Here is a 26,319-nt window from a genome sequence, read left to right as displayed (position 1 = left end):
CGATACGGGTTGGCGACCGTCTTTGCGCGAGACATCAGTGTCCGACCTTCGGAAGGCCGGTGAGCATGTACCAGCTGATGATCGCGGCGACGCCGATGAGCATGACGAAGGCGTAGTGGTAGACGTAGCCGGTCTGGAGCCGGACCACGCCGCGGGTGACATCGAGCACGCGGGTGGCGATCCCGTCGGGGCCGAGCCCGTCGATGACGCGCCCGTCGCCCTCCTTCCAGAGGAACTTGCCGAAGTTCTTGGCCGGCCGGACGAAGATGCGGTCGTAGAGCTCGTCGAAATACCACTTGTTGAGCAGGAACCGGTACAGGCTCGGCTGCTGCGCGGCGAGCTGGCCCGGCAGTTCCGGCCGGCGGATATACATCCAGAAGGCCAGCAGGAAGCCGATCACCAGCATGATGAAGGGCGAGTAAGCGACCAACGCCGGCACCGAATGGATGTCGTGCATGATGTGGTTGTCGGGGCCATGGCCGAGGGCATGTCCCCAGAACGACTCCATGCCCTCGCCGATGAAGCGGTTCTTGAAGATCAGACCGGCGAACAGGGCGCCGAAGGCGAGGATCGCCAGCGGGATCGTCATCACCAGCGGGCTCTCATGCGGCGTGTGCGCATGGTCGTGGTGCTCGATGGCGCTCTGCGAGGCGGGCTCGACGTCGTGGCCCTTGTCGTCATGGGCGACGCCTTCGTGATGGCCCGGCGCACCGTCCGCCTGGACCGCCGCGTGCGCCTGCGCCGAGGCCGGTGCCGCGTGATGGTCGTCATGATGGGCGGCGCCGTGGCCCGCCCAGCGCGCCGGTCCTTCGAAGGTCATGAAGAACAGACGCCAGGAATAGAACGAGGTCATCAGGGCAGCGACGACGGTGGCCAGGAAGGCGAGCGTGTGGCCCGGCCGCGTCGAAGCGTAGGCCGCCTCGATGATCGCATCCTTCGAGTAGTAGCCGGCGGTGAAGGGGAAGCCGATCAGAGCCAGGGTGCCGATGGTCATCATCGCCGAGGTGAAGGGAATGTAGCGGCGCAAAGCGCCCATGTTCCGCATGTCCTGCTCGTGGTGCATCGCGTGGATGACCGAGCCAGCGCCGAGGAACAGCAGCGCCTTGAAGAAGGCATGGGTGAAGAGGTGGAAGACAGCGGCCGAATACGCGCCGACGCCGAGCGCCACGAACATGTAGCCGAGCTGCGAGCAGGTCGAGTAGGCGATGACCCGCTTGATGTCGTTCTGCACCATGCCGATCGTGGCCGCGAAGAACGCGGTGATGCCGCCGATGACGGTCACCACGATGAGGGCATTGGGCGCCACCTCGAACAGGGGCGACAGGCGCGCCACCATGAACACGCCGGCGGTGACCATGGTCGCGGCATGGATCAGGGCGGAGACCGGGGTCGGCCCCTCCATGGCGTCGGGCAACCACGTGTGGAGCATGAACTGCGCCGACTTGCCCATGGCGCCCATGAACAGGAGCAGGCACGCCAGGGTCATGGCGTTCCAGTCGTAGCCGAGGAAGTGGAAGGTGGCGTCCTTGAACTCGGCGGCGCGCGGCAGGATGCCGTCGAAGGCCACGGAACCGAACAGGACGAAGACGAGGAAGATGCCGAGCGAGAATCCGAAATCGCCGACGCGGTTGACGATGAAGGCCTTCATCGCCGCCGCGTTGGCCGAGGGCTTCTCGTACCAGAACCCGATCAGCAGGTAGGAGGCGAGGCCGACGCCTTCCCAGCCGAAGAACATCTGCACCAGGTTGTCGGCCGTCACCAGCATCAGCATGGCGAAGGTGAACAGTGACAGGTAGGCGAAGAAGCGCGGCCGGTGCGGATCCTCCGCCATGTAGCCCACGGAGTAGAGGTGGACGAGGGTCGAGACCGTCGTCACCACCACCAGCATCACAACGGTGAGCGTGTCGATCCGGAAAGCCCAGTCGACGACGAGGTCGCCGGCGGTGAACCACGTCGCCACCTGCACGCGGGTGGCGTGGTCCGAGCCCGGTACCTCGAAGAAGGCGCCCCAGGACAGGAGGGCGGAGAAGGCGAGGAAGCCGGTGGTGATGTACTCGCACACGCGAGGGCCGAGCTGGCGGCCGAACAGGCCCGCGAGCAGGGCGCCGATGAGCGGGAAGAAGACGATCGCGTGATACATCGCTGGCTGGCCCGGCCTCCGGAAGCGTGCCGGATGACCGGCCTCGCTCCATTCTCGTCAATGGGATCGCGCGGGGTGCCGCGCGGCTCGGCTTGGGGGAAGATCAGCCCTTCATCATGTTCACGTCCTCCACCGCGATGGAGCCGCGGTTTCGGAAGAAGACGACGAGGATGGCGAGCCCGATGGCCGCCTCCGCCGCCGCCACCGTGAGCACGAACAGGGCGAAGACCTGGCCGGTGATGTCGTTGAGATGGGTGGAGAACGCCACGAGGTTGATGTTCACCGCGAGCAGGATGAGCTCCACCGACATCAAGATGACGATGATGTTCTTGCGGTTCACGAAGATGCCGAGCACGCCGAGCGTGAACAGGATCGCCGCCACCGTGAGGTAATGGCTCAAGCCGATCATGAGCGCTGATCCTTCTGCAGAGCCGACATCAGACCTCGACACCCTGGCGCGAGGGCACCTTGCGGGTCTCCACCGCCATCTCCTGCGTCCGCGCGTTCTGCACGGAGATGTTCTGGCGCTTCACGCCCGGCCTGTCGCGCAGGGTGAGCACGATGGCACCGATCATCGCCACCAGCAGGATGAGCCCGGCCAGCTGAAAGTAGAAGACGTAATCCGTGTAGAGCACGCGCCCGAGCATCTGGGTGTTGGTGACGCCCTCGACATTGGCGAGCGGACCCAGCGGCGCCTGCATCAGGCCGGGATCGATCGTCCAGGAGCCCACCACGAGCAGGAGCTCGATGAGGAAGACGGCCCCGATCAGCGCTCCCACGGGAAGGTATTGCTGGAAGCCCTGGCGCAACTGCGCGAAATCCACGTCGAGCATCATCACGACGAAGAGGAACAGAACGGCGACGGCGCCGACATAGACCACCACGAGGATCATCGCGAGGAACTCGGCGCCCATCAGGACGAACAAGCCCGCCGCGTTGACGAAGGTCAGGATGAGGAAGAGCACCGACGCGACCGGATTGCGCGAGGTGATGACCATGAACGCGGACGCGATAGCGATGCCGGCGAACAGGTAGAAGAAGGCTGCGGCTGCACTCATGCGACTATGGAGATCAGCCGTCCCGAGGACGGCCCCTTCTGCCGAAATTCAAACCAGCCCGTGCAGGCCGCCCGTCTATAGAACCCACCCCTGCGGCGCACAACCGCCGGGGCTCCCGTCATCACCGGTATGGCGCGTCCACCGCGATGTTGCGCGCGATCTCGCGCTCCCAGCGGTCGCCGTTCAGGAGCAGCTTGTCCTTGTCGTAGAGAAGCTCCTCGCGGGTCTCCACGGAGAATTCGAGGTTCGGCCCCTCGACGATGGCATCCACCGGGCAGGCCTCCTGGCACATGCCGCAATAGATGCACTTCACCATGTCGATGTCGTAGCGCGTGGTGCGCCGCGTGCCGTCGTTGCGGCGGGGCCCGGCCTCGATGGTGATGGCCTGCGCCGGGCAGATCGCCTCGCACAGCTTGCAGGCGATGCAGCGCTCTTCCCCGTTGGGATAGCGGCGCAGGGCGTGCTCGCCGCGGAAGCGTGGACCGCGATGCCCCATCTCGAAAGGGTAGTTGATCGTGGCCTTGGGTTTGAAGAAGTAGCGCATGGCGAGGGCGAACCCCGACACGAACTCCTTCAGCAGCAGACCCTTGGCGACCTGATCGAGCTTCATGGCGCGATCTCCCTTATGCGTTGCATCATGCCCCCGGCGCGAGGCCGGTGAGCTTGAGGACGAAGGCGACGACGACGACCGAGACGAGCGAGAGCGGAAGGAACACTTTCCAGCCGAGGCGCATGAGCTGGTCGTAGCGGTAGCGCGGCACCATGGCCTTCACCATGGCGATCATGAAGAACAGGAAACTCGCCTTCAGGGCGAACCAGATCAGCCCCGGCACCCAGGTGAAGGGCGCGAACGGGATCGGCGAGAGCCAGCCGCCGAGGAACAGCACCGTCCCGAGCGCGCACATGGTCATGATCGCCACGTACTCGCCGAGCATGAACAGCAGGTACGGCGTCGAGGAATACTCGACCATGTAGCCCGCCACGAGCTCCGATTCGGCCTCCGGCAGATCGAAGGGCGGGCGGTTGGTCTCGGCGAGCGCCGAGATGAAGAACACCACGAACATCGGGAACAGCCAGAGCCAGTACCAGCCGAGGATGCCCAGCGAGGTGTCCTGCGCCATGACGATGCGCGAGAGGTTGAGCGATCCGGCGCAGAGCAGGACGCAGATGATGACGAAGCCGAGGGACACTTCGTAGGAGATCATCTGCGCGGCGGAGCGCAGCGCGCCGAGGAACGCGTATTTCGAGTTCGAGGCCCAGCCGCCCATCAGCACGCCGTAGACGCCCAAGCTCGAGATCGCGAAGATGTAGGTGATGCCGACATTGAGATCGGCGATGGCCCAGCCTTCGGCCAGTGGGATCACTGCCCAGCCCGCCAGGGCCAGGGTGGCGAAGACCAGGGGCGCCAGCAGGAACAACGCCTTATTGGCGCCGGCCGGGATCACCGGCTCCTTCAGCACGAACTTCAGGAGATCGGCGAAGGATTGCAGCAGGCCCCAGGGCCCGACCACGTTGGGGCCGCGCCGCAGCTGCACCGCCGCCCAGATCTTGCGATCGGCCAGCAGCGCATAGGCGATGAAGACGAGAAGCAGCGCCAGGAGCACGAAGCTCTTGAGCACCAGAAGCAGGACGGTGCCGACGATTTCCAGCATGGTCGGCAGCCCCTATTCCGCCGCTTCGAGCCCGCGCGTCCGCGCGAGGCTCGAACATTCGGCCAGCACGCGCGAGGCGCGGGCGATGGCGTTGGTGAGATAGAAGTCCGGTACCGCCGAGGCGAAGGCCGAGCGGCTCGCCTCGCCGCCGAGGCCCGCCAGGGTCTCGACCGTGTCGGCGACGTCGGCCGGAGCCACCGCGTCGAGGGCGGCGAAATGCGGATATTCCGCATAGAGCGCGCGCCGCAGGGCGCCGAGGGAATCGAAGGCCAGGCGCTTGCCGAGAACGTCGGACAGGGCGCGCAGGATCGCCCAATCCTCGCGGGCGTCGCCCGGCGGGAAGCCGGCGCGGTTCGTCGTCTGCACCCGACCTTCGAGGTTCACGAAGGTGGCGTTCTTCTCGGTATAGGCGGCCCCCGGCAGGATCACGTCGGCGCGGGTGGCGCCACGGTCGCCGTGGGTGCCCTGGTAGATCACGAAGGCGCCGGCACCGATCTCGACCTCATCGGCGCCGAGGTTGAACAGCACGTCCAGGGCACCCGGCTCGGCCATCGCGGCGAAGTCGAGCCCCCCCTCCCCCGGCACGAAGCCGAGATCGAGGGCGCCGACACGGGCGGCGGCGGTCTGGAGCACGGCGAAACCGTTCCATTCCGACGTGACCGCTCCGACGTCCTTGGCGAGCCTGGCTGCCGCCGCGAGGATGGCGGCCCCGTCCGGACGGGACAGCGCCCCGGTCCCGACGATGACCAGGGGACGGCTCGCCCCCTTCAGCACGTCGGCGAAGCTGTGCCGGCCGGCGGCGATGTCGGCCAGGGTCTCGGGGCCGGCGCCGAGATAGGTGTGGGGATAGGTGAGATCCACGGCCTCACCGATGAGGCCCACCGCCAGCGGCGCCATCCGCCAGCGCTTGCGGATGCGCACGTTGAGGAGCGAGGCTTCCAGACGCGGATTGGTCCCGACCAGGAGAATCGCGTCCGCATCCTCGATCCCCGGGATGGTGGGATTGAAGGTGTAGGCGGCACGGCCCCAGGCGGGGTCGATCGCCTCGCCGGCCTGACGGCAATCGAGATTGGTCACGCCGAGCGACCCCATCAGGGTCTTCAGGGCATAGATCTCCTCCACGGCGGCGAGATCGCCGACGATGGCGCCGACGCGCTTCGGATCGGCGGACTTCGTCTTCGCGGCGATGGCCGCGAAGGCCTCCCCCCAGGAGGCGGGCCGCAGGCGGCCGTTCTCGCGCAGATACGGCCGGTCGAGGCGCTGGGCGCGCAAGCCGTCCACTGCGTGGCGGGTCTTGTCGGAGATCCACTCCTCGTTGATGTCCTCGTTGACGCGCGGCTCGATCTGCATGACCTCGCGGCCACGGGCATCGACGCGGATGGCGCAGCCGACCGCATCCATCACGTCGATGGATTCGGTCTTCGACAGCTCCCAGGGCCGCACTTCGTAGCTCTGCGGCTTATGGACGAGCGCGCCTACCGGGCAGAGATCGGCGACGTTGCCCTGGAGCTCCGACCCCATGGCGCTCTCGAGATAGCTCGTGATCTCCATGTCCTCGCCGCGCCCGATGGCGCCGAGATCCGGCACGCCGGCCACTTCCGCCAGGAAGCGGACGCAGCGGGTGCAGTGGATGCAGCGGTTCATGGCGGTCCGCACCAGCGGGCCGATGTATTTCTCTTCGACCGCCCGCTTGTTCTCGCCGTAGCGGGTCGAATCGACGCCATAGGCCATGGCTTGATCCTGCAGGTCGCAATGGCCACCCTGGTCGCAGATCGGGCAATCCAACGGGTGGTTGATGAGGAGGAACTCCATCACCCCCTCGCGCGCCTTCTTCGTGGTTCCCGACCGCGTCAGGATCTCCGGCGGCTCGCCGTTGGGGCCGGGCCGGCAATCCTTCACAGCGTAGGCGCAGGAGGCCACGGGCTTCGGAGCGCCCTTCAACTCCACCAGGCACATGCGGCAATTGCCGGCGATGGACAGCCGTTCGTGGAAGCAGAAGCGCGGGATCTCCGCTCCCGCGACTTCGCAAGCCTGCAGCAGGGTGTACTCGGCCGGAACATCGACCTCGGTGCCGTCGACGATGAGCTTGGTCATGCGTGCTTCTCGGTGTCGAACATCGGTCCGAAAGACATGGCGATCACTCCGCCGCGATCCGCACAGGATCGCTGTGCGGGTTGGCGCTGTAGCGGTCGATGCGCTTCTCGATCTCGGGGCGGAAGTGACGGATGAGGCCCTGGATCGGCCAGGCCGCCGCGTCGCCGAGGGCACAGATCGTGTGGCCCTCGATCTGCTTCGTCACGTCGAGGAGCATGTCGATCTCGCGGCGCTGGGCGCGGCCCTCGGCCATGCGCAGCATCACGCGCCACATCCAGCCGGTGCCCTCGCGGCAGGGCGTGCACTGGCCGCAGCTCTCGTGCTTGTAGAAATAGGCGATGCGGGCAATGGCCGAGACGATGTCGGTGGAGCGGTCGAGAACGATCACCGCCGCCGTGCCAAGGCCGGAGCCGAGGCCGCGCAGGGTGTCGAAATCCATCTTGGCGTCGATGATCTGCTCGGCCGGCACCAGGGGCACCGAGGAGCCGCCGGGGATGGAGCAGAGCAGGTTGTCCCAGCCGCCACGCATGCCGCCGCAATGCTTGTCGATGAGCTCGCGGAAGGTGGTGCCGAGCTCTTCCTCGACGTTGCAGGGCTTGTTGACGTGGCCCGACACGCAGAACAGCTTGGTGCCGGTGTTGTTCTTGCCGCCCAACCCTGCGAACCAGGCGCCGCCCCGGCGCAGGATGGTGCCCGCCACCGCGATGGACTCGACGTTGTTCACCGTGGTGGGACAGCCGTAGAGGCCCATATTGGCCGGGAAAGGCGGCTTCAGCCGCGGCATGCCCTTCTTGCCCTCGAGGCTTTCCAGCAGCGCCGTCTCCTCGCCGCAGATATAAGCGCCGGCACCGTGATGAACGTAGATGTCGAACGGGTAACCGTGGACGTTGTCCTTGCCCACGAGGCGGGCCGCATAGGCCTCGTCCACCGCCTTCTGCAGGGCGTGCTTCTCGGCGACGTACTCGCCGCGGATGTAGATGTAGCAGGCATGCGCGGCCATCGAGAACGAGGCCAGCATGCAGCCCTCGATCAGGAGATGCGGATCGTGCCGCATGATCTCCCGGTCCTTGCAGGTGCCCGGCTCGGATTCGTCGGCGTTGACCACGAGGTAATGCGGCCGCCCGTCCGACTTCTTGGGCATGAACGACCATTTCAGGCCCGTCGGGAAGCCGGCACCGCCGCGCCCGCGAAGCCCGGACGCCTTCATCTCCTCGATGATCCAGTCGCGGCCCATTTCCAGCAGGAACTTGGTGCCGTCCCAGGCACCACGCTTCCTGGCCTCTTCGAGACCGGGGGAATGCAGGCCGTACAGATTGGTGAAGATGCGATCCTGATCGGAGAGCATGTCAGTTCCCCTCCGTCTTCGGAGCGCCGGCGTTCGGGGTCGTCTTCCTCGGCTTGGCGGCCTTCGGAGGCGAAGTCGCATCGTCCGGCCCCAGATCGTCGCTGGCACCCGAGGCGAGAGGCTGCTGCGGCGGCTCGTCCCGGGGCAGGCCCGATTGCGTTCCCGCTTCGGCACCGGCGGCTTCGGCGCGCGCAACCGCCCCCCCGGCATCGGCCGTGGGATGACCCGGCTGGGCCTTGGAATCGTGCGGGTCGGCCGCGTCGGCCTTGTCGCTTGTCTTGACTGGCTCCTCGCCGCCGGCGGAGCGCTGGGCGGGTGCGTCGGTGGGCGGCTTGGCGGAGGCCCGCCCCGCATCCGGCTTGGCCGGCTTCGGATCGGTGGCCGCACGCTGCTCGGACGACGCCGCCTCGGATTTGCCCTCGGTCGTGGTGTCGTCGGCCGCGTGCTCCTCGAAGCGCTTGCGCCAGGCGCCCACGCGGGAGCCGTCGAACAGCGTCGCGTCTGTGAGGGTTTCGGCGCCGCCCTTCGGCTCGGACGAGGTGCGCCCCACCTGCGAACCGACTTTCACCGGGCGGCCGGCCGCCAGATCGTCCATCAGCGTGCCGAGGAGATCCGGCGTCAGGTCCTCGTAGTAATCCTGGTTGATCTGCGCCATCGGCGCATTGCAGCAGGCGCCGAGGCATTCGACTTCGAGCCAGGAGAAGTTGCCGTCGGCGCTCACATGGCCGGGCGCACCGAGGCGTTCGTGAAGGTAATCCTTCAACTCGCGCGCGCCGCAGGAATCGCACGGCACCGTCCCGCAGAGCTGGATCCAGAACCGGCCCACCGGCTCGAGGGCGAACATCGTGTAGAAGGTCGCGACTTCGAGCACGCGGATATGCGGCATGCCGAGTTCGGCGGCCACCGCCTCGATCGCCTTCTGCGGCAGCCAGCCGCCATTCTGCTCCTGCGCCTTCCACAGCAACGGGATCACGGCGGAGGCCTGACGCCCTTCCGGATATTTCTCGATCTGCCCTTTGGCCCAGTCCGCGTTCTCGGGCGAGAAGGCGAAAGAGGCCGGCTGCTCGGAAGCGGGGGCGAGTCTGCGGTTGGCCATCAGTAGGAAACCTCGAATACCGTCACCGGTCCACCTCGCCGAACACGATGTCGAGCGTGCCGAGCACGCAGGACACGTCGGCCAGCATGTGGCCGCGGCACATCCAGTCCATGGCCTGGAGATGGGCGAAACCCGGAGCGCGGATCTTGCAACGGTAGGGCTTGTTGGTGCCGTCGGCGACGAGATAGACGCCGAACTCGCCTTTGGGGGCTTCGACTGCCGCGTAGACCTCGCCGGCCGGGACGTGGAAACCTTCGGTGTAGAGTTTGAAGTGGTGGATGAGCGCTTCCATCGAACGCTTCATCTCGCGGCGCGGTGGCGGGGCGAATTTGCCGTCGGTGGCCGCGATCGGCCCCTGTCCGGCGGGTTCGCGCAGCTTCACGCAGCATTGCCGCATGATCTTGGCCGATTCCCGCATCTCTTCCATGCGGATGACCTGGCGATCGTAGGTGTCGCCGTTCCTGCCCACGGGGACATCGAACTCCATCTCCTCGTAGCACTCGTAGGGCTGCGACTTGCGCAGGTCCCACGGGATGCCGGAGCCGCGCACCATCACCCCGGAGAAGCCCCAGGCCATGGCCTCGTCCACGGTGACGATGCCGATGTCGACGTTGCGCTGTTTGAAGATGCGGTTGCCCATGACGAGGTTGTCGAGGTCGTCCACCACCTGCAGGAACGGGTCGATGAAGGCCTCGATATCGTCGATCAGCGCCGGCGGCAGGTCCTGGTGCACGCCGCCGGGCCGGAAGTAGTTGGCGTGGAGACGCGCACCCGACGCGCGCTCGTAGAAGATCATCAGCTTCTCACGCTCCTCGAAGCCCCAGAGCGGCGGCGTCAACGCGCCCACATCCATGGCCTGCGTGGTCACGTTGAGGAGGTGTGAGAGGATGCGGCCGATCTCGCAGAACAGCACGCGGATGAGCTGGGCCCGGCGCGGCACCTGCAACCCCAGCAGCTTCTCGATGCCGAGGCAGAAGGCATGCTCCTGGTTCATCGGCGACACGTAGTCGAGCCGGTCGAAATACGGCGTGGCCTGCAGGTAGGTCTTGTGCTCGATCAGCTTCTCGGTGCCGCGATGGAGCAGGCCGATATGCGGATCGACCCGCTCGACGATTTCGCCGTCGAGTTCCAGCACGAGGCGCAGCACGCCGTGCGCCGCCGGGTGCTGGGGCCCGAAATTGATGGCGAAGTTGCGGATGTTGTGCTCGGTCATGGCCTCGCTCCGCTGTTCAAGCCGACTTCTTCTCATCGCCCGGGAGCACGTATTCGGTGCCCTCCCAGGGCGAGAGGAAGTCGAAGTTCCGGAATTCCTGCGCCAGCTTCACCGGCTCGTAGACCACGCGGGCCTCGTCCTGGTCGTAGCGGACCTCGACGAAGCCGGTGAGGGGGAAGTCCTTGCGCAGGGGATGCCCTTCGAACCCGTAATCCGTCAGCAGGCGGCGGAGATCGGGATGTCCGGAGAAGAGGACGCCGTAGAGGTCGTAGGTCTCGCGCTCGAACCAGTTGGCGGCCGGGAACACGTCGATGACGGAGGGGACCGGGGTCTGGTCGTCGGTCTGTACCTTCACCCGGATGCGGGCGTTATGGCGCAGGGAGAGCAGGTGATAGACGACGTCGAAGCGCTTTTCGCGGTTCGGGTAATCCGCGCCGCAGATGTCGATGAAGCAGCGGAAGGCGCAAGCGGGGTCGTCGCGCAGATAGGTCAGCGCATAGACGATGTCGCTCGCCTGCACATTCAGCGTGAGTTCGCCGAAGGCGATGGTCCGCGAGACGATGGCCGGTCCGAGCGCCGACCCGACATGGTCGCTGAGCGCCTGGAGGGAGCCGTCGGCCGGGGCCGCGGTATGGGCGAGGATCGATATGCCGTTGCTCATGCCGGACCCTCAGCGCTCGATCGTGCCGGTGCGGCGGATCTTCTTCTGCAGGAGGAGCACGCCGTAGAGCAGCGCCTCCGCCGTGGGCGGGCAGCCGGGCACGTAGATATCCACGGGCACCACCCGGTCGCAGCCGCGCACCACCGAATAGGAATAGTGGTAATAGCCGCCGCCATTGGCGCAGGAGCCCATCGAGATGACGTAGCGCGGCTCCGGCATCTGATCGTAGACCTTGCGCAGGGCGGGGGCCATCTTGTTGGTCAGAGTCCCCGCGACGATCATCACGTCGGATTGGCGCGGCGAGCCACGCGGCGCGAAGCCGAAGCGCTCGCAATCATAGCGCGGCATCGACATCTGCATCATCTCGACCGCGCAACAGGCGAGGCCGAATGTCATCCACATCAGCGACCCGGTGCGGGCCCAATTGATGAGATCGTCCGTCGAGGTGATGAGGAAGCCGCGGTCGGCGAGTTCGCTGTTGATCGACAGGAAGGTCGGATCGTCGGCGCCGATGGGCCGGCCGGTATTCGGATCGATGATCCCCTTCGGCGCGGGTGCGACGGCGGGGATCCGGGTCATGTCGGGACTGAAGGCCATCGGTTTCTCGGGATCCGGCTTCGGGCAATGCGATTGTCAGGTCGACGGGACGGCTAGTCCCATTCGAGGGCGCCCTTGCGCCACTCGTAGACGAACCCGACCGTGAGCACGCCGAGGAAGGCCATCATCGACCACATGCCGAACCAGCCGAGTTCGCCGAATGTGATCGCCCAGGGGAACAGGAACGCGACTTCGAGGTCGAAGATGATAAACAGGATAGCGACGAGGTAGAACCGCACGTCGAACTTCATGCGGGCGTCGTCGAAAGCATTGAAGCCGCACTCGTAAGCAGAGAGCTTCTCCGGGTCCGGGCTGTTGTAGGCGACCAGGAACGGCGCGACGAGCAGAGCCACGGCGATGAACAACGACACGCCGATGAAAACGATGAGGGGCAGGTAATCCGCCAGCAGGCTTGTCATGCGACACCTCTCGTGTTCGTGGCGGGCGAAGCGCCTCGCGAGCGCCGGGATGGTATGGAATTGCTCCAATGCCAGACTGCGCAGGCGCGAGGCTTAGACGACCCCCTTGAGCGAAACAAGGGCGTCGTGCGTCGCACAAATCCGGCCATGCTCAGGAAGTATGGGGCGGATCGTATCCGACAACACGACCGATCCGCGCAGGTCCCCCGACCGGCAGTCCCGCGGTCGCCGCCAAGGCCCGATCTGGCCGGTTTCCTGCATGGCCCCGCCCCTGCTCGATGACCCCGTCCGGGGAGATGGAAACGAGGATTTCGGGGACATCCGGGCGGAGGAGATAGCGAGGAACGGCACTCATGGGGCACACGGAACCAGAACCTTGGCCGTGAGTTCCGTTCATGTCCCACTCAGGCCGGATGGCGTTAGGTCGTCGCAATATTCGACCTTACAGGAGACGTTTCGTGCGCATTGCCCAGATTGCTCCGCTCTCGGAGGCCGTGCCTCCGAAGTTCTACGGCGGCACCGAGCGCGTCGTATCGTGGATCACGGAGGAACTCGTCCGGCAGGGACATGACGTGACCCTTTTCGCCAGTGGCGATTCCGAGACGTCCGCCAAGCTCGCCGCCTGCACGCCCGAGGGTCTTCGCCTTCTCGGTTACCGCGATCACACCGCGAGCCATCTGGCGATGCTGCATACCGTCCACAAACGGGCGCATGAGTTCGACGTGCTGCACTTCCACATCGATCTGCTGCAGTATCCGATGTTCGAAGACCTCTACCACAAGTGCGTCACGACCATGCACGGTCGCCTCGACGTGCCGGATTTCATGCCGGTCTACCGCACCTTCACGGGCATGCCCCTGGTGTCGATCTCCGACAACCAGCGCGAGCCCATGCCGTCGAACTCGAACTGGCAGGCGACGATCCATCACGGCCTGCCGTCCGAGAACTGCCCGTATTATCCGGAAGCCAAGGGCGGCTACCTCGCCTTCCTCGGACGCATCTCCCCCGAGAAGCGCCCCGACCGGGCGATTAAGATGGCGATCCAGTCCGGCGTGAAGCTGAAGATCGCCGCCAAGGTGGACAAGGCCGATCAGGATTATTGGGACGAGGTCATCGAGCCGATGATCCACCACCCGCTCGTCGAGTTCATCGGCGAGATCAACGAAGAGCAGAAGAAGGACTTCCTCGGCAACGCCCTGGCCCTGGCTTTCCCGATCGACTGGCCGGAGCCCTTCGGCCTCGTCATGATCGAGGCTATGTCGGCCGGCACGCCGGTGATCGCATTCCGCAACGGCTCCGTACCGGAGGTCATCGCCGACGGCGTCAGCGGCGTCCTGTGCGACACGATGGACGATGCCATTGCGGCCGTACACAAGGTCAAGACCATGAGCCGCGCCGGCGTGCGCCGCCACTTCGAGACGCAGTTCACCGCCGAGTGCATGGTGAAGAAGTATGTGGCGGTCTACGAGCAGCTGATCGAGAACGAGAAGACCATCATCAAGATGCCGCGCGCCGGGGCGTTCACCCCGCATTACGGCGATCTGAACGGCTCGGCCCGCCCGTCGCTCTCCGCCGCCGCCATGCCGGCCTGAAAATCCTTGCAGAAAGGCTGGTGCCATACGGCATCAGCCTTGCTAACCTCCTCCCGAGTCGGCGGCCCTCATTCGTGAGATCCACCGGTACCGGTTATCGAAGGCCGCTGGATCGCCCTTTCGCGACCGGCGGCCTTTTGATTCGCGATAGACGATCCAGCGCTTCGGGCCAGAGAGCGAACGTCGCTTCATCGAGCCCGTCGACGCGCCCGAGACGATCTGCGACATCGGGCCGGAGAGGCCCGGCTTCGATACCGCGGGTCCGACAGTCCACTTCCCGGAGACGTTCAGGCATGGCGGCGAACACTTCCACGGCGACGACACAGGACGGTCACAGCGGCACGAACGGGCTGGGGCAGGGTTTCCAGGATGCCGACGAGGTGCTGCCGCAATACCATATCGAGGCACAGACCTCGCTGGTGGAGCGCCCCTTACGCTCCCTGAAATACGGCGAGGCCTTCGCCGTCCTCGACAGCTACGGCGATATCGGCGTGCTGCCCGGGCCCGAGGGCCTGTATTTCCAGGATACACGCTACCTGTCGCGCCTCGGCTTCACCATCGAGGACCAGCGCCCGCTGCTGCTCTCCTCGGTGATGCAGGACGACAACGGCGCGCTGAGCGTCGACATGACGACGCCGGACATCCGCATCGATGCCCATGACGAGACCACGATCCCCCGCGAGCTGATCGCCATCGAGCGCACCAAGTTCCTGTTCAAGGGTGCCTGCTACGACCGGATCGGCCTGCGCAACTACGATTCGCGCCATTGGAAGCTCAAGATCGGCGTGACCTTCGACGCCGATTACCGCGACCTGTTCGAGGTGCGCGGCATGGACCGGCCGGTCCGCGGCAAGCGCAGCGTGCAGGTGGCGAACGAATCGGAAGTCCAGTTTCGCTATGTCGGTCTCGACGAGGTGGTGCGCACCACGAGCCTGCATTTCGGTCCGAAGCCGCACCGTATCGAGCCGGGCCGCGCCGAGTTCGAGGTCTCGCTGCCCCCGGGCGGCCGGACGTCCCTGTTCATCCGCGTCGTCTTCGAATCGCACCGCGCCTTCACCAGCGCTCCGGCTGCGGAGAAGGTCGGCGAGGACGCCGCCGCCGGCCTGTCACACGCGGCGGGAAGCAGCGCCGGCGCACGCCATCCCAAGGGCCTCGGCGAGGGCGTGATCTTCGCCCGCGCCTATCGCGACGCGCGCCGGGACCTGCGCCAGCTCACCGCCGGGATCACCACGATCATCTCGTCGAACGACCAGTTCAACGAAGCGGCCTGCCGCGCCACCGCCGACCTCTACATGCTGGCGAGCCGCACGCCCGAGGGCATCTACCCCTTCGCCGGCATCCCCTGGTACTCAACCGTGTTCGGCCGCGACGGCATCATCACCGCGATGATGGCGCTCTGGATCGACCCGAACTTCGCCAAGGGCGTCCTGCGCTACCTCGCCTCGACACAGGCCAAGGCCGTGGACCCCGCCGCCGACGCCCAGCCGGGCAAGGTCCTGCACGAGACCCGGCGCGGCGAGATGGCGATGCTCGGCGAGGTGCCGTTCCGCCACTATTACGGCACCATCGACGGCACGCCGCTCTTCGTCATGCTGGCCTACGAGTATTACGCGGTCACCGGCGACATCGAGACGATCAAGCGCATCTGGCCCGCCCTCGAACTCGCCCTCACGTGGATGAACGAGTACGGCGACCGGGACGGCGACGGCTTCGTCGAATATGCCCGCGACACCGACAAGGGCCTGGAGAACCAGGGCTGGAAGGACAGCCACGATTCGATCTTCCATACCGATGGACAGCTCGCCAAGGGGCCGATCGCCCTGTGCGAAGTCCAGGGCTACGTCTATGCCGCCAAGAACGGCATGGCCAAGCTCGCCACACTGCTCGGGCACGACGACCTCGCCACCCGCCTCGGCAAGGAGGCGCTGGCCCTTCGCGAAAACTTCGACAAGGCCTTCTGGTGCGAGGAGATCGGCACCTACGCGCTGGCCCTGGACGGGGCGAAGAAGCAATGCGCCGTGCGCTCGTCCAATGCCGGCCACGCCCTCTTCACCGGCATCGCCCTGCCGGAGCGCGCCGCGAGCGTCGCCGCCAACCTGCTGTCGAAGGACGGATTCAACGGCTGGGGCGTCCGCACGATCGCGCGCGGCGAGGCCCGCTACAACCCGATGTCGTATCATAACGGCTCGATCTGGCCGCACGACAACGCCCTGGTGGCCATGGGCCTCGCGCGCTACGACCTGAAGCCAGAGGCCTCCCGTATCTTCCAGGGCATGTTCGACACCGCCCTCTACCAGGACCAGAAGCGCCTGCCGGAGCTGTTCTGCGGCTTCATGCGCCGCAACCAGCGCGGCCCCGTCTCTTACCCTGTGGCCTGCTCGCCCCAGGCCTGGGCGGCGGCGGCTCCGTTCGCCTTCCTCTCGGCCTGCATCGGTTTGGAGATCCAGCACGACCGCAACCGCATCCGCCTGCGCAACCCCACCCTCCCGGACTTCCTCGAAGGCGTTTCGATCTTCAACCTGAAGCTCGGCGACTCACGGATCGACCTGCGGGTGCAACGCTACGGCAGCGACGTCACGGTGAACGTGCTGAGGCGGGTGGGCGACGCGCAGGTGTCCGTGGTGAAATAAATCCTGGGACTTGGGGGCGGCTCCCAGGCTGCCCCCTACCCTCGCGGCAAGCACGAAGCTGCCCCGAATCACACGACATTCGAGACCGGCTGTAAGGCGATAAAAAAAAGCCGCCTCCCCGAGGAAGCGGCTTTCAGAACGTCCATGTCCCGTGGTGGGACGAAAGCGACCTCAGCGCGGCGCCAGGATCATGATCATCTGGCGGCCTTCGAGCATCGGCTCGCTCTCCACCTTGGCGATTTCCTGGGTCTCGTTCTTCACCCGTTCGAGCAGGCGCAGGCCGATATCCTGGTGCGCCATCTCACGGCCACGGAAGCGCAGGGTGACCTTCACCTTGTCGCCCTCCTCGAAGAAACGGATGACCGCCTTCATCTTGGTGTCGTAATCGTGCTTGTCGATACCTGGGCGGAGCTTGATCTCCTTGACCTCGACCGTCTTCTGCTTCTTGCGGGCCTCGTTCTGCTTCTTCTGTTCGTTGAAGCGGAAGCGGCCGTAATCGAGAAGCTTACAGACGGGAGGGACGGAGTTCGGCGCGATCTCCACGAGATCGAGGCCCGCCTCTTCGGCAAGGGCGAGCGCGTCGAAGAAGGCGACGACACCGCGGTTCTGCCCGGTATCATCGATGAGCTGCACCTCGCGGACGCCACGGATGTCCCGATTGGCGCGCGGCCCGTCCTTCTGCGGGGCCGGCATGGCTCTCATTGGTCTACGAATGGCTTCAATCTCCTAGTGAACGACGAAACGGCAGCCTGCGGACATCGCCCGGAGGGCTAGACCTGCCACCAATCGCTCCGGCAATCCGGTTGCGGACACCATGTCCGAACTGCGTCCCGTGTCAACAGGCAGGAGCGGGTTTGGTTCACGAACCGGCTCATACAGTGTCAGCGCGGGCGTCGGGCGAGAAGCTCCGCATAGATGTCGAGGGTGGCGCCCACCATGCCATCGAGGGAGAAATGCGCCTCCACATGGGCGCGGCCCCGCCGGGTCATGGCGTCCCGCGCGCTGGCCCCGAGGGTGAGCGCTTCGAGCAGGGCCTCGGCCAGAGCCGGCGCGTCGCCGGGCGGCACCCGCCAGCCGGTGCGCTGGGCCGCCGGCACTTCCGGCGGGGCGAGCACCGTTTCCGGCACCGCGCCGAGATCCGAGACAACCACCGGGGTCCCGAGGGCCTGGGCTTCCACCGCCGAGCGCCCGAAGGCCTCGGGCTCCACGGACGGGACGGCGACCACCGAAGCCGCCCGGAAGGCGGCCGGCATGTCGGTGCAATGGCCAACCCGCAGGACGATGTCGCGGAGGCCGCGTGCCTCGATCAATGTGTCGAGTTCCCGCTCGTAAGCGGAGCGGCCCTGCGGGTCGCCGGCCAGGACGAAGACGACATCGGTGATGCCCCGGTCGCGCAGGAAAGCGGCGGCCTCGATCAGCACGCGCTGACCCTTCCAGGCGGTGAGCCGGGCCGCGAGCAGGACGACGCGCTGGTGCGGCGCCACCCCCCAGGATCGGCGCAGGGCCTCGACGCGGGCGGGCGCCACGGCGCCGGGCGAGAACTGGGCGAGATCGGTGCCGCGATGGACGACCCGGACACGGTTGCCGGCCTGATCGGGGTGAAGCATCCGAATGAGGTCGGCGGTGTAGTGAGAATTGGCGATGACCACGTCGCCGCGCGCCATCACCGAATTGTAGAGCACCTTCACGCCGGTCCGGCCGGAATAACTGCCGTGATAGGTGGTCACATAAGGAATCTTCAGCCGCCGGGCGGCGCCGAGGGCCACCCAGGCGGGAGCGCGCGAGCGGGCATGGACGATCTGGACCCCCTCGCGCCGGCAAAGGCGCGCGAGGCGCCCGACATTCAGCGCCATGGCAAGGGGATTCTTGGAGGCGGCGGGGAATGGAAGCCAGGTTCCGCCCTTGGCCTGCATCTCGCCGACCAGGCGTCCGCCTTCCGTCGCCACGAGGGCCCGCGCGCCCGCGGAGGCGAGGGCTGCGGCCACATCCACCGTGGTACGCTCGGCCCCACCGGCGTCGAGGGCCGGAATGATCTGCAGCACCGTGGCGCCCGCCAGAGGTTGCGCCTCGCTAGGGAATCCGGCCCCGAATCTTTCCTCGCCGCTCATCGAGCCCATCCTTCCGGAGACGGCCGGATCGACGGAAGATGGTCTTCGAAGGGGCGACGGGACTCGTCTCGTGTCTCGATCATGGTCTCCAGCATCGGGGGCACGCTTTACGGCTCGGTAAACGAAATGCGACTGCATCACAGTCAAATGTCGGTTTTACCGGATAAAAGGGACTACGCATGGACTCAGCGCTCATCCAGGCCCCGACCTTCATCACCGTGGGCAAGGGAGACGCCGCCCGTCGCATCGCGGTGCGCAGCCGCGCGGGAGACGGACCCGCTCTGGTCTGGCTCGGGGGCTTCCGCTCCGATATGGGCGCCACCAAGGCGATGGTCCTCGACGCCTATGCGCGGGACCATGGCCGCGCGCTCGTCAGGTTCGACTATACCGGGCACGGCGAATCGGAGGGAGAGTTCGCCGAATCGACGATCTCGACCTGGCTCGAAGACGCCATGGCGGTCCTCGGCGCCACCGTGACGGGGCCGGCCATCCTCGTCGGCTCGTCGATGGGAGGCTGGATCGCCTGCCTCGCGGCGCGCGCGCGGGCGCTCCGGGGCGACGCCCCCCTGGCCGGCATGGTGCTGATCGCTCCCGCCCTCGACTTCACCGAGACCCTGATGTGGGAGCGTTTTCCACCCGATATCCGCGCGACGATGGAGCGGGAGGGCGTGTGGATGCGGCCCACCGACTACGGGCCGGAGCCGGTGCCCACCACCATGGCGCTGATCGAGGACGGGCGCCGGCATCTTCTCCTCGGCGGTCCGATCGATCCGGGCTGCCCGGTGCATATCCTGCAGGGCATGCGAGATCCGGACGTGCCCTACACCCATGCCCTCGCGACGGTGGAACGGCTGCCGGCTCCCGGCACCGTCCTCACCCTCATCGCCGATGGCGACCACCGCCTGTCACGGCCGCAGGATCTCGCACGGCTGCTGGCGGCGGTGGCGGAGATCGGCTGAGCCGCGAGGCGGGTCGTTCTTCAGTGCAGGCTCACGGCGTGCAGATCGTTCGCCACCGCGTTGGCGACGATCACGTCCCGCGAATCGGCCAGCAGGATCGGGCTGCCGCTGGCCGAGAGCAGGGCGAACAGGTCCATGCCCGGGGTCAGGTCAGGCGCCTGCGGAAACAGCCGCTTCACCTCGTCGGAGCGGATCGGCCGGACATAGGCGATGTGCCCTTCGCCGAGGGCCGCGAGATCGGCGGCGTTGAACTCGGCGGGGTCGAGATCGGCCGGGGTGATCGGATTCGGGTTGAAATCGGTCATGATGCCCTCCTTTCGAGGCAGAGCTTGGTCCGGTGCGGTTCCGTTCGCGGGCCGTCACCGGGTGGATAGGTCGCGCTCCTAGACGTCGTCGCGGGATGCGATGGCGATCTTCCGGACGATCCGTTCCGGCTCCGGGCGGGTGAGGTCGATGGAGAGAAGTCCGTTCGAGAGGTCGGCGCCCACCACCTCCATGCCGTCGGCGAGAAGGAAGGCGCGCTGGAACTGGCGCGCAGCGATGCCGCGATGCAGGAACTGGCGCGATTTGTCGTCGACCTGGCGGCCCCGCACCACGAGCTGGTTTTCCTCCAGCATCACGTCGAGTTGGTCCCGCGTGAAGCCGGCCACCGCGAGGGTGATGCGAAGTCGCTCGGGTTCGTCGTCGGAGCGCTGAATGCGCTCGATGTTGTAGGGCGGGTACCCGTCATTGGCCGCCTTCGACACCCGGTCGAGGGCCTGCTCGATCTCGTCGAAGCCGAGAAGAAACGGATGTCCGAACGGAGAAGGCCGTGTCGTCACGTGATCTTGTCCTTCGCGAAGCCCAAGGGTCGATAGAATGAGGCACTTCGAACTGTCGGAGCCCGCCTGCTGCAGCACTCCTCCCGGCGGTCGCCTGCCGGTCATCGCGATATGGAGATGTGGAAAAGCGGCATCAAGGGTTCGGCTCACCGCCGGCTCCTCGCACCGTCCGCCCCCCCAACGGGAGAGGTCCGCCCGGAACACCATCGCATCCGGTGGAGAGGATGATTGCGGTTCGGGAGTAAGCGCGAGAGGTCGGGACGATCAGGCAACTTATTTGGGACGTTTAGGAAATCGACGATGCCCGCGTGGAGCGTCGCAGTAACAGTTTGGAACTGCTCTGATTTTTAGCCCAAAGCTTGATCTTGCCGGATCAATTCGGATACTCCGCGCCACGTCGAACGATGCGGCGGTGCGCAAGCCGGGCGCCACGGGTCAGGCTGGAGCGACACCGGAACGCGAGCGTCGCGCTCATTGCCCGAGGAACCGCCGAAGACGAGCCCTGTCAGGGGTCTCGGCGCTTCCCGTTTGCCATGGCGTTTCGACGCAGGCGACCAGGGACTGCCGCAACCGAGGAGAACCGGACCGTTATGAAAGAGGCGCACTGCGTGATCGACTTCCCAACTCTTTCTCCCGTCCGGGCCGTCGGCGCCGCCCTGGTGGCCACCGCCCTCACGCTGGGATGGGCCGGCTCCGCCGTCGCCCAGGATGCGAAGCCTCCCGCCCTGAAGCTCGAACTCAACCGGCTCGAGCCGGCGGGCGAGGCCTGCCGCACCTATCTCCTCGTGGACAACAGCCGCGGCACCGCGCTGAAATCCCTCAAGCTCGATCTCTTCGCCTTCGATACGGAAGGCGTCGCGCAGAAGCGCCTCGCCGTCGAACTCGGCCCCATCCAGGACCGCAAGACCATGGTTCGGCTGTTCGACTTCCCGTCCCTCGCCTGCCCGAAGATCGGCCGCATCCTCCTCAACGACGTCCTCGCCTGCGAAGGCGGCGAGGCCAGCCGCGAGAGCTGCCTCGACCGGATCGAAACCGAGAGCAAGACGAGCGCGACGTTCACGCGCTGACCCCGCGGGCGGGCCGACGGCCCGTCCGAACGCCGATCCGGTCGCCCCTCGGCGATCGCCACCCAACGAAACCCGAGGAGCCCGCCATGGATCCGACTTCCGCGCCGGCCGCTGCCGCCCACGACTTCTCCTTCATCGGCCTGTTTCTCCAGGCGGACCCGATCGTCAAAAGCGTCATGATCCTGCTGGTGGTCGCCTCGATCGCCTGTTGGACGGTGGTGTTCGAGAAGCTCGTCCGCTTCGCCGCCGCCAAGCGTCAGGCCAAGGCCTTCGATGCCCTGGTCCGCTCCGGCGGTTCGCTCGAAGCGACGGGATCGGGGATCGATGCAGGCATCGTTCAGGCCGGTCTCGATGCCTGGCGCGACCAGGATGCCACCGAGACCCGTGCCGAGCGCCGCGACCGTATCGAGCGCGCCATGCGGGCCGCCCTCACATTGCGGGTCAAGCGCCTCCAGAGCGGCCTGCCGCTTCTGGCGACCTCCGGCTCCACCGCCCCCTTCATCGGCCTCTTCGGCACGGTCTGGGGCATCATGAACTCGTTTTCGTCCATCGCCCAGAGCCAGGACACGTCGCTCGCCGTGGTGGCCCCCGGCATCGCCGAGGCCCTCTTCGCCACGGCCATCGGCCTCATCGTCGCGATCCCGGCGGTGATGGCCTACAACAAGCTGACCAACGATCTCGGCCGGGTGCAATCCGCCTTCGTCGCGAGCATCGGCACCCTCGGCAACCGACTCGCGCGGGACCGCAAGAGCGTGCCGCACGCCGCCGCCGCCGAGTAGCACGGCTCTCTCGACGCTCTGAACATTCCATGGCCGGCGCGGATGCGGCGGCCCGGTGACGACATGCGGCGGGCCATCGAGCCGGCCGCCGATGCCCCGGAGGGCGAACGATGGGTATGGGTTCGGTCCGCGCCAGCGGCGGCGGCGACGACGAGGACGACCTCGACTCGGCGCCGATGTCTGAGATCAATGTCACTCCGATGGTGGACGTGATGCTGGTGCTGCTGATCATCTTCATGGTCGCGGCGCCGCTGATGACGACGGGCGTGCCCGTGCAACTGCCGAAGACCACGGCCGCCAAGGTCGCTCAGGCGAAGAAGCCGCTTGAAATCTCCATCGACAAGGAAGGCAAGCCGTTCCTGGCCAAGGACGAGCTGACGCCCGAGACGATCGTGCCGCGCCTGAAGGCGCTGGCGGCGGAAGACCCGACCCAGGTCATGCTGGTGCGCGGCGACAAGGACGTGCCCTACGGCAAGATCATGGAAGTGATGGGCCTCGTCGGCCAGGCCGGCTTCACCAAGGTGTCGCTCATCGCGCAATCCCCGGGCGGAGCGCTTCCGGCGGCTCCTGCGGCGAGTGGAGCACCGCGGTAGACCCGATGAGCGCCCTCGTTTCGACACGTGAACCCGGACCAAAAGGTCCCACGGGACTCACTGCCGCCTTCCTCGTGGCCTTCGTCCTGCACCTGGCGGTGCTGGCCGGCATGATGCTGTTCGGTCAGCCGCCCAAGGCGCCCCCCGGCGAGAACACGATCACCATCGATCTGGCGCCGCAATCGACGGAGGCCGAAGCCCCGTCGGCTCCCGCCATGACGGAGGCAGTGCCTCCCCCTGCGCAGGAGACCCCGGTCGAGACGCCGGACGTGGTGGAAGAGGTGCAACCGCCCGACATGGCAGAGGTGACGCCGCCCGAGACCGCCGAGATCCCCCCCGACGAGACCCAGCCCGTGGTCACGCCCGACACGATCACGGAGGTGCCGCCGGAAGAGCAGGTGGTGACCTCCACCGCCGAGGTGGCCGAGCCCCTCGTTCCCCCGCCGCCGGTCGTGGCCAAGCCGCCCGAGCCGGTGAAGCCACCCAAGCCCGTCGAGATCGTCAAACCGAAGCCGAAGCCCGATCCCAAGATCGAGGCGAAGCGCCGGGAGGAACTGGAGGCCAAGCGCGAGGCCATCCGCGAGGCGAAGCTGAAGGCGGCCAAGGAAGCCAAGCTCAAGGCCGCGCGCGAGACCAGCAGGCGCGCCGCTCAGGAAGGCGGGCCCAGTAGTTCGGCCTCCTCCGCCCGGCAGGCGAGCACGGGCTCGTCCGCCTCCGGCAACGATCCGAGTGCCCTGCGCCAATGGCAGGGAGCCCTGGCCTCGGCCATCAACGGCCGCATGAATCGCAACGCGGCGGCGGGGACTGCGGGGGGCACCGCCGTGGTGCGCTTCACCGTCTCACGCTCGGGTCAGGTCCTCAGTGCCGGGCTTGCCAGCAGCAGCGGCATCAGCGTCATCGACGGCGCAGCGCTGGCCGCCGTGCGCGGTTCGCTGCCGGCGGCTCCTCCCGGCGTCTCCGTGAGCAGCCTCGCCGTCACCGTTCCCATGCGCTTCCGGCCCGGCGGCTGAGCCGGTCGGGGTCGTGGCGGTTTGGTTCACCAGCGATACGCATTTCGGCGACAGGCGTGCGCTGAACATCGACCGGCGTCCCTATCCGGACCTCGCGGCCCACGATGCCGGTCTCATCGCCAACTGGAACGAGAGGGTCGCGCCGGAGGACACGATCTGGCATCTCGGCGACGTGGCGGTCGGCCCCTCCGACGCGCGCATCGCCGAGATCGTCGGCGCCCTCAACGGCGTTAAGCACCTGATCGTCGGTAACAATGACGGTCCGGGCACGCTCGCCCTGCGGGACTGGGCCTCGGTAGCCCATTATGCCGAGATCGACGTGGAGGGGCGGCGGCTCGTCCTCTGCCATTACGCGTTCCGGACCTGGAACGGCATCGGCCGCGGCGCCCTCAATCTCCACGGCCATTCCCACGGCAAGCTCACGCCGGCCCCACGGCAATACGATGTCGGGGTCGACGTCCATGCCTGTGTACCGGTGCGCCTCGACCAGATTCTGGCCTCTCGCAAGCGCAAGAAACCTGCGGAACCTTCGCCGTGAGTTCGCCGTTTGAACGGCAGACTCGACGATGACGACCGATCACTGGCCTCGAACTTGATCAGGGACCGACCGGACCGAGTCGCCGGGGTCGAAAGACGGACAGCCCACCTTCAACGAGACGCACAATCGGATTTTCCCATGCGCTTCGCTCCTGCAACGCCCATCGCCGCTTTTGGCTTCGTGCTGTGCATGATCGCCCCCACCCTCGCGGCTCCCTCCTGCCTCAAGGGTGAACGGAAGATCCAGGAGGCCGCGGCGCTGCGATACCAGGCTCGTGAGGAAGCACGTCTCGGCAACCGTGACCGGGTCTGCGACACCCTCGACGAAGTCGGCGACCGGTACGAGGACGCGAAGGAAGCCTTCGAGGATTGCGGTGCCGGCATCGTCGCCATCGATCTTCGCAGCGAAACGCGGGCTTTGCGGGCCGCCAAATCGGTGAATCGCTGCGACTGAACGGTGAGGCCGGATGCGGATACTGCGTTCTGGCCTCTTCCAACTGACAATTCGAACTCAAATCGGCATCCGCTCTACTGCGGAGTGCTTCTGTATTCGCCTGTCCGGTGCGGCGACGCACAGCCGCACCGCCATCCCCACGTCACAGCTTCACGAACGACGGAAAGCTTGTCCGTCGGGAGACTTCCGTCATGAACGCGTCCGCACAGCACAGCGATCTCACCCTGCTCTCGTCCCACGCCGCCCACTCGTCGGCGACCGGCCCGTCTTTCGCGGCGGCTCTGTGCGGGTTCCTCTCGACCACCGTGGCGACGACGATGGTGATGTTCCTCCTCAGCAGCCTGTGATCGTCGCCCCCATCACGGGGCCACGAACCAGAAGCGTCGCTTGGAGAACAGCATGTCCGGGTGGCCGATGGTCTGGTCACTCTGAGGACGGGCGGGGATGAGACTGCAAGGGGGCTCGATGCGCGGGGGAGCCGCCGGGAGTAGCAGCGCCGACGAGACGGGATAGAGGCCGAGCTTGGCCTGGACCTCGGGCTGTCGGACGGCGACGATGGTGACGACCCCGGCGATGAGCCCTCCGGCGAGCGTACCGAGCAGAAAATTCATCATGTCTGTGAAAAGTCGTGCCCGCCCGCAGCGCGGCTCTGCTTCGACGCAGCATGACCGCAAAATCTAACTGATACGTTGCACAATGCCGTCCGGCGTCGTTCCCTTGCTGCAGCGCACGCCATCGTGTTGGTCGATCCAGTCGGACAAGGCGAGGTCATTCACCTCACTCCAAGTCCTCCGCCAGCTTATCGGCATGATTGGGGCGAAATCCGTCCGCTACCAGATTTTAACCTTACCCCGTCAACGTCTGCCTCCAGCGGCCCGAATCAGCTCGGCCGCTTCGGGAGAAGGATCGACCATGTCCTACGGAGCCAGTGCCTATGCACGGGTCGCGCAGACCGCGTTGTCGCCTCGGGAGGCGGAGGCAGCCGTCCTTATCAAGGCAGCGGGCCGGCTCCAGACGATCCAGGAAGATTGGCAGAACCAGTCGGGAGCGTTGAACGAGGCCCTGAACTTCAACCAGAAAGTCTGGACGATCATTGCCGGTGCCGCGACGGCTCCCGAGAGCCAGTTGCCGATCGAAATCAAGACGAGCATTGCCGAACTCTCGACCTTCGTCTTCAAGCGGATGATCGACACGATGATCGACCCGAAGGCGGAGAAGCTATCGGCCCTCATCAACATCAATCACCAGATCGCCGCCGGGCTGCGCACCTGACGCACGAGGGTGCCCCTCTGGAAGCGTGCGTACGCCTCGCGACGCATACCGGCACGCTGGATCGGCTGTCGCGATACCATGGCCGCCGGGCAAACCAGTGCCGGTTTCCTCGGCTAACCCGCTGGAGGGGTCTCTCAGCTTCCTGTAAACAACGACGCCGGCTCTACGGGCCAACCACGAAAAGGTCGTAGCCCGAGCTACGACCTTGCTTGCCCACCCTCC

Annotated in this window: 28 protein-coding genes; 11 read left to right on the top strand and 17 right to left on the bottom strand. The window is 66.5% G+C overall.

Going from position 1 to position 26,319, the window contains the following annotated elements; all coding sequences use genetic code 11:
• Positions 1-34: 34 nt before the first annotated feature.
• The 12 genes from nuoL to A3OM_RS0101750 form a co-directional block, all read right to left on the bottom strand.
• Positions 35-2,140, bottom strand: a complete 2,106-nt coding sequence (gene nuoL, locus A3OM_RS0101805; RefSeq protein ID WP_018042027.1) for an NADH-quinone oxidoreductase subunit L — start codon at positions 2,138-2,140, stop codon at positions 35-37.
• Positions 2,141-2,243: 103 nt separating this feature from the next.
• Positions 2,244-2,549, bottom strand: coding sequence for an NADH-quinone oxidoreductase subunit NuoK (nuoK, locus tag A3OM_RS0101800; protein WP_018042026.1), 306 nt, complete (start codon positions 2,547-2,549; stop codon positions 2,244-2,246).
• A gap of 28 nt (positions 2,550-2,577) precedes the next feature.
• Positions 2,578-3,198: an NADH-quinone oxidoreductase subunit J gene (locus A3OM_RS0101795; RefSeq protein WP_018042025.1), complete on the bottom strand. Its 621-nt coding sequence runs from the start codon at positions 3,196-3,198 to the stop codon at positions 2,578-2,580.
• A 121-nt stretch (positions 3,199-3,319) separates the two neighbouring features.
• Positions 3,320-3,808 carry an NADH-quinone oxidoreductase subunit NuoI gene (gene nuoI / locus A3OM_RS0101790; RefSeq protein WP_018042024.1) on the bottom strand — a complete coding sequence of 163 codons (489 nt, stop codon included), beginning with the start codon at positions 3,806-3,808 and terminating at the stop codon, positions 3,320-3,322.
• A gap of 25 nt (positions 3,809-3,833) precedes the next feature.
• Complete coding sequence (gene nuoH / locus A3OM_RS0101785) at positions 3,834-4,850, bottom strand: NADH-quinone oxidoreductase subunit NuoH (protein ID WP_018042023.1); 1,017 nt, start codon at positions 4,848-4,850, stop codon at positions 3,834-3,836.
• 12 nt (positions 4,851-4,862) lie between these two features.
• Positions 4,863-6,944, bottom strand: a complete 2,082-nt coding sequence (nuoG, locus tag A3OM_RS0101780; protein WP_018042022.1) for an NADH-quinone oxidoreductase subunit NuoG — start codon at positions 6,942-6,944, stop codon at positions 4,863-4,865.
• Between the two features lie 43 nt (positions 6,945-6,987).
• Complete coding sequence (gene nuoF / locus A3OM_RS0101775; RefSeq protein WP_018042021.1) at positions 6,988-8,289, bottom strand: NADH-quinone oxidoreductase subunit NuoF; 1,302 nt, start codon at positions 8,287-8,289, stop codon at positions 6,988-6,990.
• Between the two features lies 1 nt (position 8,290).
• A complete protein-coding gene (gene nuoE / locus A3OM_RS23380; protein WP_018042020.1) occupies positions 8,291-9,385 on the bottom strand; it encodes an NADH-quinone oxidoreductase subunit NuoE in 1,095 nt (364 codons plus the stop codon).
• A 22-nt stretch (positions 9,386-9,407) separates the two neighbouring features.
• Complete coding sequence (locus A3OM_RS0101765) at positions 9,408-10,598, bottom strand: NADH-quinone oxidoreductase subunit D (protein ID WP_018042019.1); 1,191 nt, start codon at positions 10,596-10,598, stop codon at positions 9,408-9,410.
• Between the two features lie 16 nt (positions 10,599-10,614).
• Entirely contained in the window at positions 10,615-11,259 is a 645-nt protein-coding gene (locus A3OM_RS0101760) for an NADH-quinone oxidoreductase subunit C (RefSeq protein WP_018042018.1), read from the bottom strand.
• Between the two features lie 9 nt (positions 11,260-11,268).
• The gene (locus A3OM_RS0101755; RefSeq protein ID WP_018042017.1) at positions 11,269-11,856 is read right to left on the bottom strand and encodes an NADH-quinone oxidoreductase subunit B; all 588 of its coding nucleotides are present in this window, start codon (positions 11,854-11,856) and stop codon (positions 11,269-11,271) included.
• A gap of 53 nt (positions 11,857-11,909) precedes the next feature.
• Positions 11,910-12,275 carry an NADH-quinone oxidoreductase subunit A gene (locus A3OM_RS0101750; protein WP_018042016.1) on the bottom strand — a complete coding sequence of 122 codons (366 nt, stop codon included), beginning with the start codon at positions 12,273-12,275 and terminating at the stop codon, positions 11,910-11,912.
• 458 nt (positions 12,276-12,733) lie between these two features.
• Between A3OM_RS0101750 and A3OM_RS0101745 the strand changes: the two genes are divergently transcribed.
• Both A3OM_RS0101745 and A3OM_RS0101740 read left to right on the top strand, forming a co-directional pair.
• On the top strand, positions 12,734-13,867 hold the full coding sequence (locus A3OM_RS0101745) for a glycosyltransferase family 4 protein (protein ID WP_018042015.1): 1,134 nt from the start codon (positions 12,734-12,736) through the stop codon (positions 13,865-13,867).
• A 293-nt stretch (positions 13,868-14,160) separates the two neighbouring features.
• Positions 14,161-16,497 carry an amylo-alpha-1,6-glucosidase gene (locus A3OM_RS0101740; protein WP_018042014.1) on the top strand — a complete coding sequence of 779 codons (2,337 nt, stop codon included), beginning with the start codon at positions 14,161-14,163 and terminating at the stop codon, positions 16,495-16,497.
• Positions 16,498-16,668: 171 nt separating this feature from the next.
• Here A3OM_RS0101740 and infC read toward each other — a convergent pair whose 3' ends face one another.
• Both infC and A3OM_RS0101730 read right to left on the bottom strand, forming a co-directional pair.
• Positions 16,669-17,190: a translation initiation factor IF-3 gene (infC, locus tag A3OM_RS0101735; RefSeq protein WP_018042013.1), complete on the bottom strand. Its 522-nt coding sequence runs from the start codon at positions 17,188-17,190 to the stop codon at positions 16,669-16,671.
• A 188-nt stretch (positions 17,191-17,378) separates the two neighbouring features.
• Entirely contained in the window at positions 17,379-18,605 is a 1,227-nt protein-coding gene (locus tag A3OM_RS0101730) for a glycosyltransferase family 4 protein (RefSeq protein ID WP_026175621.1), read from the bottom strand.
• Between the two features lie 179 nt (positions 18,606-18,784).
• On the opposite strand from A3OM_RS0101730, the gene A3OM_RS0101725 reads away from it, so the two are divergent.
• On the top strand, positions 18,785-19,564 hold the full coding sequence (locus tag A3OM_RS0101725) for an alpha/beta hydrolase (RefSeq protein ID WP_018042011.1): 780 nt from the start codon (positions 18,785-18,787) through the stop codon (positions 19,562-19,564).
• Positions 19,565-19,584: 20 nt separating this feature from the next.
• On the opposite strand, the gene A3OM_RS0101720 is transcribed toward A3OM_RS0101725, so the two are convergent.
• The gene (locus A3OM_RS0101720; RefSeq protein ID WP_018042010.1) at positions 19,585-19,869 is read right to left on the bottom strand and encodes a DUF1150 domain-containing protein; all 285 of its coding nucleotides are present in this window, start codon (positions 19,867-19,869) and stop codon (positions 19,585-19,587) included.
• A 78-nt stretch (positions 19,870-19,947) separates the two neighbouring features.
• Positions 19,948-20,385: an Hsp20 family protein gene (locus A3OM_RS0101715; protein ID WP_018042009.1), complete on the bottom strand. Its 438-nt coding sequence runs from the start codon at positions 20,383-20,385 to the stop codon at positions 19,948-19,950.
• Positions 20,386-20,975: 590 nt separating this feature from the next.
• Here A3OM_RS0101715 and A3OM_RS0101705 point away from each other — a divergent pair.
• The 7 genes from A3OM_RS0101705 to A3OM_RS26035 all read left to right on the top strand — a co-directional run bounded on the left by A3OM_RS0101705 (position 20,976) and on the right by A3OM_RS26035 (position 25,172).
• Entirely contained in the window at positions 20,976-21,452 is a 477-nt protein-coding gene (locus A3OM_RS0101705; protein ID WP_018042008.1) for a hypothetical protein, read from the top strand.
• An 86-nt stretch (positions 21,453-21,538) separates the two neighbouring features.
• On the top strand, positions 21,539-22,231 hold the full coding sequence (locus A3OM_RS0101700) for a MotA/TolQ/ExbB proton channel family protein (protein ID WP_018042007.1): 693 nt from the start codon (positions 21,539-21,541) through the stop codon (positions 22,229-22,231).
• A 110-nt stretch (positions 22,232-22,341) separates the two neighbouring features.
• Entirely contained in the window at positions 22,342-22,824 is a 483-nt protein-coding gene (gene tolR / locus A3OM_RS0101695) for a protein TolR (protein WP_026175620.1), read from the top strand.
• Positions 22,825-22,829: 5 nt separating this feature from the next.
• Positions 22,830-23,834, top strand: coding sequence for an energy transducer TonB (locus tag A3OM_RS0101690; RefSeq protein ID WP_026175619.1), 1,005 nt, complete (start codon positions 22,830-22,832; stop codon positions 23,832-23,834).
• Positions 23,835-23,847: 13 nt separating this feature from the next.
• Positions 23,848-24,372, top strand: a complete 525-nt coding sequence (locus tag A3OM_RS0101685; RefSeq protein ID WP_018042004.1) for a metallophosphoesterase — start codon at positions 23,848-23,850, stop codon at positions 24,370-24,372.
• A 189-nt stretch (positions 24,373-24,561) separates the two neighbouring features.
• Positions 24,562-24,825 carry a hypothetical protein gene (locus tag A3OM_RS0101680; RefSeq protein WP_227437903.1) on the top strand — a complete coding sequence of 88 codons (264 nt, stop codon included), beginning with the start codon at positions 24,562-24,564 and terminating at the stop codon, positions 24,823-24,825.
• Between the two features lie 191 nt (positions 24,826-25,016).
• On the top strand, positions 25,017-25,172 hold the full coding sequence (locus tag A3OM_RS26035; protein ID WP_018042002.1) for a hypothetical protein: 156 nt from the start codon (positions 25,017-25,019) through the stop codon (positions 25,170-25,172).
• A 12-nt stretch (positions 25,173-25,184) separates the two neighbouring features.
• On the opposite strand, the gene A3OM_RS0101670 is transcribed toward A3OM_RS26035, so the two are convergent.
• On the bottom strand, positions 25,185-25,439 hold the full coding sequence (locus tag A3OM_RS0101670; protein WP_018042001.1) for a hypothetical protein: 255 nt from the start codon (positions 25,437-25,439) through the stop codon (positions 25,185-25,187).
• Positions 25,440-25,737: 298 nt separating this feature from the next.
• On the opposite strand from A3OM_RS0101670, the gene flaF reads away from it, so the two are divergent.
• Positions 25,738-26,097, top strand: a complete 360-nt coding sequence (flaF, locus tag A3OM_RS0101665; RefSeq protein WP_018042000.1) for a flagellar biosynthesis regulator FlaF — start codon at positions 25,738-25,740, stop codon at positions 26,095-26,097.
• Positions 26,098-26,319 lie beyond the last annotated feature (222 nt).

The sequence above is a fragment of the Methylobacterium sp. 88A genome (assembly GCF_000376345.1).
Taxonomy (GTDB): domain Bacteria; phylum Pseudomonadota; class Alphaproteobacteria; order Rhizobiales; family Beijerinckiaceae; genus Methylobacterium; species Methylobacterium bullatum.
The sequence above is the reverse complement of the archived record's forward strand: the minus strand, read 5'-3'. Positions and strand labels throughout refer to the sequence as shown.

Excerpts from the sequence above, each read along its gene's own strand:
- nuoL (WP_018042027.1), bottom strand. The coding sequence starts at position 2,140 with ATGTATCACGCGATCGTCTTCTTCCCGCTCATCGGCGCCCTGCTCGCG.
- nuoK (WP_018042026.1), bottom strand. The coding sequence starts at position 2,549 with ATGATCGGCTTGAGCCATTACCTCACGGTGGCGGCGATCCTGTTCACG.
- A3OM_RS0101795 (WP_018042025.1), bottom strand. The coding sequence starts at position 3,198 with ATGAGTGCAGCCGCAGCCTTCTTCTACCTGTTCGCCGGCATCGCTATC.
- nuoI (WP_018042024.1), bottom strand. The coding sequence starts at position 3,808 with ATGAAGCTCGATCAGGTCGCCAAGGGTCTGCTGCTGAAGGAGTTCGTG.
- nuoH (WP_018042023.1), bottom strand. The coding sequence starts at position 4,850 with ATGCTGGAAATCGTCGGCACCGTCCTGCTTCTGGTGCTCAAGAGCTTC.
- nuoG (WP_018042022.1), bottom strand. The coding sequence starts at position 6,944 with ATGACCAAGCTCATCGTCGACGGCACCGAGGTCGATGTTCCGGCCGAG.
- nuoF (WP_018042021.1), bottom strand. The coding sequence starts at position 8,289 with ATGCTCTCCGATCAGGATCGCATCTTCACCAATCTGTACGGCCTGCAT.
- nuoE (WP_018042020.1), bottom strand. The coding sequence starts at position 9,385 with ATGGCCAACCGCAGACTCGCCCCCGCTTCCGAGCAGCCGGCCTCTTTC.
- A3OM_RS0101765 (WP_018042019.1), bottom strand. The coding sequence starts at position 10,598 with ATGACCGAGCACAACATCCGCAACTTCGCCATCAATTTCGGGCCCCAG.
- A3OM_RS0101760 (WP_018042018.1), bottom strand. The coding sequence starts at position 11,259 with ATGAGCAACGGCATATCGATCCTCGCCCATACCGCGGCCCCGGCCGAC.
- A3OM_RS0101755 (WP_018042017.1), bottom strand. The coding sequence starts at position 11,856 with ATGGCCTTCAGTCCCGACATGACCCGGATCCCCGCCGTCGCACCCGCG.
- A3OM_RS0101750 (WP_018042016.1), bottom strand. The coding sequence starts at position 12,275 with ATGACAAGCCTGCTGGCGGATTACCTGCCCCTCATCGTTTTCATCGGC.
- A3OM_RS0101740 (WP_018042014.1), top strand. The coding sequence starts at position 14,161 with ATGGCGGCGAACACTTCCACGGCGACGACACAGGACGGTCACAGCGGC.
- infC (WP_018042013.1), bottom strand. The coding sequence starts at position 17,190 with ATGCCGGCCCCGCAGAAGGACGGGCCGCGCGCCAATCGGGACATCCGT.
- A3OM_RS0101730 (WP_026175621.1), bottom strand. The coding sequence starts at position 18,605 with ATGAGCGGCGAGGAAAGATTCGGGGCCGGATTCCCTAGCGAGGCGCAA.
- A3OM_RS0101725 (WP_018042011.1), top strand. The coding sequence starts at position 18,785 with ATGGACTCAGCGCTCATCCAGGCCCCGACCTTCATCACCGTGGGCAAG.
- A3OM_RS0101720 (WP_018042010.1), bottom strand. The coding sequence starts at position 19,869 with ATGACCGATTTCAACCCGAATCCGATCACCCCGGCCGATCTCGACCCC.
- A3OM_RS0101705 (WP_018042008.1), top strand. The coding sequence starts at position 20,976 with ATGAAAGAGGCGCACTGCGTGATCGACTTCCCAACTCTTTCTCCCGTC.
- A3OM_RS0101700 (WP_018042007.1), top strand. The coding sequence starts at position 21,539 with ATGGATCCGACTTCCGCGCCGGCCGCTGCCGCCCACGACTTCTCCTTC.
- tolR (WP_026175620.1), top strand. The coding sequence starts at position 22,342 with ATGGGTATGGGTTCGGTCCGCGCCAGCGGCGGCGGCGACGACGAGGAC.
- A3OM_RS0101690 (WP_026175619.1), top strand. The coding sequence starts at position 22,830 with ATGAGCGCCCTCGTTTCGACACGTGAACCCGGACCAAAAGGTCCCACG.
- A3OM_RS0101680 (WP_227437903.1), top strand. The coding sequence starts at position 24,562 with ATGATCGCCCCCACCCTCGCGGCTCCCTCCTGCCTCAAGGGTGAACGG.
- A3OM_RS26035 (WP_018042002.1), top strand. The coding sequence starts at position 25,017 with ATGAACGCGTCCGCACAGCACAGCGATCTCACCCTGCTCTCGTCCCAC.
- A3OM_RS0101670 (WP_018042001.1), bottom strand. The coding sequence starts at position 25,439 with ATGATGAATTTTCTGCTCGGTACGCTCGCCGGAGGGCTCATCGCCGGG.
- flaF (WP_018042000.1), top strand. The coding sequence starts at position 25,738 with ATGTCCTACGGAGCCAGTGCCTATGCACGGGTCGCGCAGACCGCGTTG.